4 protein-coding genes are annotated in these 5,274 nt (G+C 73.9%); all 4 read left to right on the top strand.

Annotated elements, in window-relative coordinates; genetic code table 11:
* Window positions 1–1,178 (top strand): flavin-containing monooxygenase (locus C1J00_RS37785; protein WP_102913424.1); only part of this gene is annotated, 1,178 nt, incomplete at its 5' end.
* A gap of 138 nt (window positions 1,179–1,316) precedes the next feature.
* Window positions 1,317–3,542 (top strand): acetate--CoA ligase family protein, encoded by a 2,226-nt coding sequence (locus C1J00_RS37780; RefSeq protein WP_102913423.1) that lies wholly within the window; start codon window positions 1,317–1,319, stop codon window positions 3,540–3,542.
* Window positions 3,542–4,327, top strand: a complete 786-nt coding sequence (locus C1J00_RS37775; protein ID WP_102913425.1) for an enoyl-CoA hydratase/isomerase family protein — start codon at window positions 3,542–3,544, stop codon at window positions 4,325–4,327. Before C1J00_RS37780 ends, C1J00_RS37775 begins: the two co-directional genes overlap by 1 nt.
* A gap of 57 nt (window positions 4,328–4,384) precedes the next feature.
* Window positions 4,385–4,987, top strand: a complete 603-nt coding sequence (locus C1J00_RS37770; RefSeq protein ID WP_102913422.1) for a flavin reductase family protein — start codon at window positions 4,385–4,387, stop codon at window positions 4,985–4,987.
* The last annotated feature ends 287 nt before the right edge of the window (window positions 4,988–5,274 follow it).

Here is a 5,274-nt window from a genome sequence, read left to right as displayed (position 1 = left end):
CCTCCGCGCAGCCCCCGCCCGACCGCCCCGTCTACGTCATCGGCGGCGGCCCCGGAGGGCTCTCCGTCGCGTACGCGCTGCGCGCCCGGGGCATACGGGCCGTCGTCCTGGAGAAGTCCGACAGCGTCGGGGCGTCCTGGCGCGGCCACTACGACCGGCTGCACCTGCACACCACCCGTCGCCTCTCGGCCCTGCCCGGGCTGCCGATGCCGCGCCGGTTCGGGCGGTGGGTGGCCCGGGACGACGTGGTGCGGTACCTGGAGAAGTACGCCGAGCACCACCGCCTGGAAGTCGTCACCGGCGTCGAGGTGTCCCGCGTCGAGCGCACCCCCGACGGCACGGGCTGGCTGCTGCACGCCACCGGCGGCCGGGAGCTGACCGGCGCGGCGGTGGTCGTCGCCACCGGCTACAACCACACGCCCCGCGTGCCCGGCTGGCCCGGCCGCTCCACCTTCACCGGCGAGTTCCTGCACGCCCGGGAGTACCGCAGCGGCAAGCCCTACGCCGGCCGGGACGTCCTCGTCGTCGGGGTCGGCAACACCGGCGCCGAGATCGCCGTCGACCTGGTGGAGAGCGGCGCCTCCCGGGTCCGGCTAGCCGTGCGCACCGTCCCCCACATCGTGCGCCGTTCCACCGCCGGCTGGGCCGCCCAGTACAGCGGCGTCCTGGTCCGCCGGCTGCCGGTCGGCCTGGTCGACCGGATCTCCCGGGTCCAGGCCAGGGTGGCCCTGCCCGACCTGTCGGCCCACGGACTGCCGCGCCCGGACACCGGGCTGTACACACGGGTGAAGCAGGGAGCCGTCCCGGTGCAGGACGTCGGCCTGATCGACGCCGTGCGCAAGGGCAGGGTGGAGATCGTGGCCGCCGTGGACGCTTTCGAGGACGGCGGCAAGATCGCCCTGGCCGACGGCACCCGGATCTCCCCGGACGTGGTGATCGCCGCCACCGGGTACGTCCGTGCTCTGGAGGGCCTGGTCGGTCACCTCGGCGTGCTCGACGACCGCGGCAGGCCCGTCGTCCACGGCGCCCGCACCCCGAGCACCGCCCCCGGCCTGTACTTCACCGGCTTCACCAATCCGATCAGCGGAAACCTCCGCGAGATGGCACTCGACGCGGTGAAGATCGCGAAGGCCGTCGCGAGAAACGGCTCGAGGACGGTGTCCCGCCTGCCGGGCTGAGCAGCGCCCCCGCGGCGCGGTCCCCTGAAGAGGTTCGCCGCACAACTTCGTTCGCACGCCCCGTTCCTGACGTCGCGACTGTTCAGTAATCTGACAGAGCGTCAGTTAGCGGCTGTCTCACAGGAGCGGGCGGAAACGATGCTTGGATCGACCCACGGCACCCTCACCACCGACTCCCGCCGGACCCGGGCCATCGCCTGTGGCGAGCGGTCCGGGCCCGTCGTGCACGGCAGGCCGGCCCAGGAAGGCGACCTGGACGTCAGCGGCCGTCCGCTGCACGCCGGCGTGCCCGACCTGGACCGCTTCTTCCGTCCCCGGTCCGTCGCCGTGGTCGGCGCATCGGACGCCGAGGGCCGCCCCAACACCGGTATCACGCGGCAGCTCGCCGACTGGGCGGAGCGTGTCGGCGCCCGGCTGCACCCGGTGCACCCGAGCCGGCCGGCCGTCTTCGGCATCCCCTGCCTCCCGTCCGTGGCCGACCTGCCCGAACAGGTCGATCTGGCCGTGGTGCTGGTCGGTGACCCCGTCCCGGTGATCGAGGAACTGGCCGAGGCCAAGACGCGGTTCGCGGTCGTCTTCGCGTCCGGGTTCGCCGAGACCGGGCCGGAGGGCGAGGCCGCCCAGCGGCGACTGGCCGCCGCCGTCGAGCAGTCGGGGATGCGGCTGCTGGGGCCCAACACCAACCTCAACGCCTTCGAGCGGTTCCGCGACGACCTGGAGGGGCCGGCGATCGCTCTGATCACCCAGTCCGGCCACCAGGGCCGCCCGCTCTTCGCCCTGCAGGAGCTCGGCATCCGCCTCTCCCACTGGGCCCCGACCGGCAACGAGGCCGACCTGGACAGCGCGGACTTCCTCGCCTGGTTCGCCGAGCAGCCCGAGGTCGGCGCCATCGCCTGTTACCTGGAGGGGCTCAAGGACGGCCGCTCCTTCCTGCTCGCCGCCGACCGGGCCGCCCGGCGCGGGGTCCCGGTCGTGGCCGTCAAGGTGGGCCGTACCGAGACCGGCGCCCGCACGGCCGCCTCCCACACCGGCAGACTCACCGGCGCGGACGCCGTGGTGGACGCGGCGATGCGCCAGTACGGCGTGATCCGGGTCGACGGGCTGGACGAACTCCAGGACACGGCCGCCCTGCTGGCCCGGGCCCGGCCGCCGCGCGCGGACGGGGTCGTCGTCTACTCGATCTCGGGCGGCACGGGGGCGCACGTCGCCGACCTGGCGACCGCCGCGGGCCTGAGCCTGCCGGTGCTGTCCGAGGCCAGGCAGGCCGAACTGCACCAGTGGATACCCGAGTACCTGAGCGTCGCCAACCCGGTCGACAACGGCGGGCATCCGGTGGGGGACGAGCGCGGCCGGAAGATCATCGACGCGATCCTCGGCGACCCTGGGGTCGGCGTGCTGATCTGCCCGGTCACCGGCCCGTTCCCGCCGCTCAGCGACCGGCTGGTGCGGGACCTGGTGGACGCGGCCGAGCAGACCGACAAGCTCGTCTGCGTGGTGTGGGGTTCGCCGGTCGGCACCGAGCCCGCCTACCGCGAGGTCCTGCTCGGCTCCTCCCGCGTGGCCACGTTCCGCACGGTCGGCAACTGTCTCACCGCCGTCCGCGCCTACCTCGCCCACCACCGCTTCACCGCCGCCTACCGCTCCCCCTTCGACGAGGCCCCGCGCACCCCTTCGCCGTCCTGCCGCAAGGCGCAGGCCCTGATGCAGCCCGGTCGGCAGCTGAGCGAGCACGCGGCGAAACAGCTGCTGCGGGCGTACGGCATCCGCGTACCGCGCGAGCAGTTGGTGACCAGCGCGGCGGCGGCCGTCCGCGCGGCCGGGCTCGTGGGCTACCCGGTGGTGATGAAGGCCTCCGGGGCCCGGATCGCCCACAAGACCGAACTGGGCCTGGTGAAGATCGGTCTCACCTCGGCCAGCCAGGTCCGCGACGCCTACCGGGAGCTGACCGACATCGCCCGCTACGAGGACGTCGCCCTGGACGGCGTCCTGGTCTGCCAGATGGTGGAGCAGGGGGTCGAGATGGTCGTCGGTGTCGCCCACGACGACCTGTTCGGCCCGACCGTGACCGTCGGGCTCGGCGGCGTGCTCGTCGAGGTGCTGCGCGACACCGCCGTCGGGGTGCCGCCCTTCGGGGAGGAGCAGGCGCGGGACATGCTCGCCGGGCTGCGCGGACGGGCCCTGCTCGACGGCGTCCGGGGGCGGCCGGCGGCGGATCTGGACGCGCTGGTCGAGGTCGTCCTGCGCGTGCAGCGCATGGCCCTGGAACTCGGCGACCAGCTGGCCGAGCTGGACATCAACCCACTGATGGTCCTGCCGCGGGGTCAGGGCGCGGTGGCGCTGGACGCGCTGGCGGTGTGCCGCTGATGCCTGCCGTCCTGCACACGACGACCGGCCAAGTCCTCTCCCTCACCCTCAATCGGCCCGAGGCGCTCAACGCCCTCACGCCGGACCAGCGGGACGAGATCGTCCGGCTGCTGTCCGAGGCGTCGGCGAACCCCGCGATACGCGCCGTCGTGATCACGGGCACGGGCCGCGGCTTCTGCGCCGGAGCCGACCTCCGGGGCACCGGCGCCCCCGGCGAACGCCTCGCGGGTGATGTCGCACGCACCCTCCGCACCGGCGCCCAGCGGCTGATCGCGGCCGTGCTCGACTGCGAGAAGCCGGTGATCGCGGCGGTGAACGGCACGGCGGCCGGCCTCGGCGCGCATCTGGCGTTCGCCTGTGATCTGGTCATCGCGGCCGAATCCGCCCGCTTCATCGAGGTGTTCGTACGCCGCGGCCTGGTCCCCGACGGCGGCGGCGCCTACCTCCTGCCCCGCCTCCTCGGCCCGCAGCGCGCGAAGGAGCTGATGTTCTTCGGCGACGCGCTCACCGCACCGGACGCCGAACGCCTCGGGCTCGTCAACCGGGTCGTCCGGGACGAGGAGCTGGAAAAGACGGCCCGCGCCTGGGCCGAGCGCCTCGCCTCCGGCCCGACCCGCGCCCTCGCCCTGACCAAGCAGCTCGTCAACGCCTCCCTCGACACCGACCGCGCCACCGCCTTCGCCGCCGAGGCAGCCGCGCAGGAGATCAACATGACGACGGCGGACGCGCAGGACGGCGTACGGAGCTTCGTGGAACGGCGCAGCGCTCGGTTCGAAGGACGCTGACCCTTCCTATCTGACAGATCGTCAGTTCTAATGGCGAATGTGATGGGACAAGCAGGGATGGCGGAAGCCGCCGTCCGCTACCTCAGGTCGAACCGCACACCCGCCCCGGAGCCCGTCGAACCGATGCCGCGCCCCGAACTGCGCTGCGTCGCCGAGGACGAGCGCGCACCGCTCGACCCGGGCGAGTTCCGGCGCGTCCTCGGGAACTTCGCGACGGGCGTGGCGATCATCACGGCACCGCCCGCCGCCGACGGCGACTCCCCCGCCGGCTTCGCCTGCCAGTCCTTCACGTCCCTTTCCCTCGCCCCGCCCCTGGTGGCCTTCATGGTCGGCCGTACGTCGACGACGTGGCCGCGGATCGCCCGCGCCGGGACGTTCTGCGTGAACGTCCTGGGCGCGGGCCAGGGCGAGTTGTGCCGCGCCTTCGCGGTGAGCGGCGCGGACAAGTTCGCGGGCGTGGGATACGACGCGGCGCCGGTGTCGGGCTCGCCCCGTCTGACGGGCGCCGTGGCGTGGATCGACTGCGCGGTCCACGCCGTCCACACCGGCGGCGACCACCTCATCGTGGTCGGCCGGGTACACGCCCTGGGCACGGCGGACGATCCCTCCGACCCCCTGCTCTTCCACCGGGGGCGCTTCGCCCGGCTGACGCCCTCGTAGGACTCGGCCAGGGCGCCAGCCGCCGCCGGCCTCCACAGAGACGGGTCCCCGGTGGCCTGGGCGGCCCGGACTCAGATTCCGGCGGTCGGTACGGGGTTGCGCCTCGGCCCGGACCGGGCGGCGTCGGAACGGGGGTTTCGCCTCCGCCGGACCGGGCGGGAATCCGGCGGCCTCGCTGAGTGCGGTCTCGGTCACCAGTGCCATCAGCGCCGCCGCGCACAGCGCCCCCGACGCGTACGGGCGGAGCACGACACCGCCGCCCTCAGAAGGTGAGCACGGCCCGGGCC

The organism is Streptomyces cahuitamycinicus (genome assembly GCF_002891435.1).
Lineage (GTDB): Bacteria > Actinomycetota > Actinomycetes > Streptomycetales > Streptomycetaceae > Streptomyces > Streptomyces cahuitamycinicus.
The sequence above is the reverse complement of the archived record's forward strand: the minus strand, read 5'-3'. Positions and strand labels throughout refer to the sequence as shown.